Consider the following 2950-nt stretch of genomic DNA (forward strand, 5'->3'; position numbering starts at 1 on the left):
CCAGCCTGGTGGGCGCAATCTTCCCGATCAGTTCCGGTGGAATGACCTGGCGGCGGTTCGACCAGCGATCCAGGACCGCCTGCATCTGTGAGGTATTCCACGCCATCACGATGTTGGCCATCAGGCTCAACGCATCGGCCACAGCCTGCATTTCATCGACACGTTTGGCCTGCGCCGGGCTGATCCGGCCGGTATAAATGGCGCGCTTGAGGGCGTTAACAGCCTCGCCCCGATTGAGCACCCGGCGCAACTCGTTCCTGAAAGCGTCCTTGACAAAGTAGTCAGCCAAAAACGCCGTACGCAGCAACCGCCCCAATTGCACGCCAGCCTCATAGATTGGATCGCCCTGGGCGGCAGAACCGAACCGCGCAAGAGCTGCCACCGCACTGGCATGTCCGCTCATGACCGAGGCTGCCAGGTGCACCAGACTATCCCAATGCTTTTCGATCAAAGCGACGTCGACATTGGCTTCGCACACCGCAGCGATTTCTGCGGGCACTTTGGTGCCGCGTGGCACAAAGAGGTGGCGCTGTTTGAGTTCCTTCAACCGCGGGCAAAGATCAAAACCAAGCAAACGGGCATGTGACATGGCAAAGTCGGTGTAGCCATGGGTATCCACAGCAAGCTGGCTGGTCTCCAGCTTTTCTTGGCGGATGACACCTTCAATGGCCACGCCCGCCTGGCGCTCATTGAGCACAAAGGGCTGCGCATGGAAGATGCCCCACCGGTCTTTTACATGGGAGTAGATTCCAATGGAAGGTGTGTTGCGCCGAGGATCAAGCCGGGCTTGCCACACCCGTTTGGTGGTCTCCATGCTCATCATGTCAGAAGATGCCAAATCGGACCGCCCCCAGGTGGCGGCAATCGGGTGTCGCTGCATGAATTCCAGCACAGCCTGGCAGGCCTGGCTCAGACGCCGTTCGTCCCGCGCCCAGCGCATGGCCTGGCGAATGCTGGTGGCAGACAATTGCGGAATCATGCGCGCGCATTCGACCGCAGTCAGACTGGTGCCGTGGGCCATGATGCCGGCATAGACCATCAGCAGCTCGTCGGTAGAGCGCGGCTCACGTCCGAGCATGATCCAGCTAAAGCGCACCTGGGCGTCAACGGCCAGAATCACTTCCGGCAATTGAACCTCACCGATGCGGTGATCCAAAGCCGCGCGCAGCTTGGTCACTTCTGGGTCTTCGTCCTCTGCGGGCAATGGCGACAAATGGAGTTCATCATCCACGCGCAGTACGCCACTGCGGGCTGCAGCGGCCACCGCATCGACACCGGCAGTTACTCTGGCCAGCAAAGGCTTCAAGAAAGTGGCAGCCTTGCTGGGTAACGATAGACGGGCATAGTGTTTCTTGGACTCTGCCTGCCAACGCTCGTCCGTGAAGAACAAGCGCGCACGACCCCGAAAGCTCAGGCTGTGCTCAATCCAGACCGAGCCATTGCGCACCGCGCGGCGCAGGGCAAACAGGGTGGCCACCTCCAACGCCTGAAACGCCCGTTCCCGGTCTGGGCTGGAGATCGAAACCTGCCAGATCATTCCCAGACTTGGTGCCACCACTTCAACTGGCAGCTTTCTGGATCCTTTGAGATATAAAGCTTGCAGCTTGGCAAGGTACTCGATGGCAGGATGCTCGCCGGTGGCCTGCCAGGGCAGCTTTGCAATGGCGACGAGCAACGACCGCACGGGGCGAATTCCATCAATCAATCCCTCGCGGACCAGGGAGGCCCTGCTCGGTGGTTTGCGTTTCTGGGTTTCGGTGATCAAGGCTTCAAGACGGGCACGCAACTCAGCATCTGGCACCGCACCTTGCGCGCTCAAGGCAACAAGTTCGCCGAGCAGCGTTTTGTACATTGCGGCCCAATTGACGGTAGCGGGGACATCGGCGGCAGCCTGACGCCACAGATCGGCGATCCGGCGCTGCACCATAAGGATCAACTGGTCTGTGGTGGTGAACAGGCAATACCGAAGAAAGCATGCGACCTCCACGGTGCGCGCTGGCTCTTTGATCTTGGCTCCGGCTGAGGGCGGCCTGGAGACAAGTCGGCGCGCGTAGCGGCGCAAGATGAGATCGGGGATGTCTGCCAGGTGCTTATGAACGTCCAGCGTGTAAAGCAGGTCGATGCGCTCCAGTACCTCGCTGATTTGGCGGGTTGAGTGTTTCGCCGGTGCAGCCCATAGCCAACTCTGCTGGGTTTGTCCATCTGGGCGCAGCTCTGAAACTGAGGCTCGCCAGCGATCAAGTGTTGCTGGATCAACGCTGGCGGCGATGGCGGTGCCTGTTTCAACTTCAAGCTGGGCAAGTGCCGCCGCAATCAGTGTCCGAATTGCCCGCTCGTGCACGATCACCAGCTTGTTCTTGTACAGCCATTGACGCGCCCGCACGAGTAGCTGATCGCGGTCGGCGCAGCGCGCCACTTCGTCGCGCAGTTCACGTACCAGTGAGCGGCGCTGGTGCTCGCTCATCCACTGGAATCCAAGGACCGTGCAGGCTACTTGTTGGTGATCGAATAGCGTGCGCCCGCGTTCATACATGGCTCTCAGCGAGGCGACTTCTGGTGCTGCAATGCCAAGCTCGTTGCCAAGGTGGCGCCACAAGGCTACTGGAATTACCCGAAAGGCACCGAGCAAACGCCCACTCATGCGCAGGAAACCAATATGGAGCGCCAGACCAAGCTTGTGGGAATCACCTCGGCGTGCATTGATTGCGTCGCGCTCGGCACCATCGAAGGTGAAAAATGCCTTCATCTCGAAGTCGCTGATATCGCGGGGGAGCCCACGCATCCCCAAAAACGTTGTGTGCCAACCCTGCATCGTGAACCTCAAAAGTGGGAGGCCACCATACCCGTTTACAAAGCGAACAGGAAAGTCAATGAAATCAACGGTCTACCCAGACCACCCCCGCGCCAGTGCTAGCTTTGCGTACCGTCACTTATTGCACTGAAAACGAGG

The 2950-nt window shown here is 59.5% G+C and carries 1 protein-coding gene; it reads right to left on the minus strand.

The genetic code is table 11. From position 1 onward, the window contains the following. Positions 1-2812 (minus strand): Tn3-like element IS1071 family transposase (locus OX89_RS16675; protein WP_047351458.1); only part of this gene is annotated, 2812 nt, incomplete at its 3' end. Positions 2813-2950 lie beyond the last annotated feature (138 nt).

Origin of the sequence: Diaphorobacter sp. J5-51, assembly GCF_001023515.1 — a bacterium.
GTDB classification, from domain to species: Bacteria; Pseudomonadota; Gammaproteobacteria; order Burkholderiales; family Burkholderiaceae_C; genus Diaphorobacter; species Diaphorobacter nitroreducens.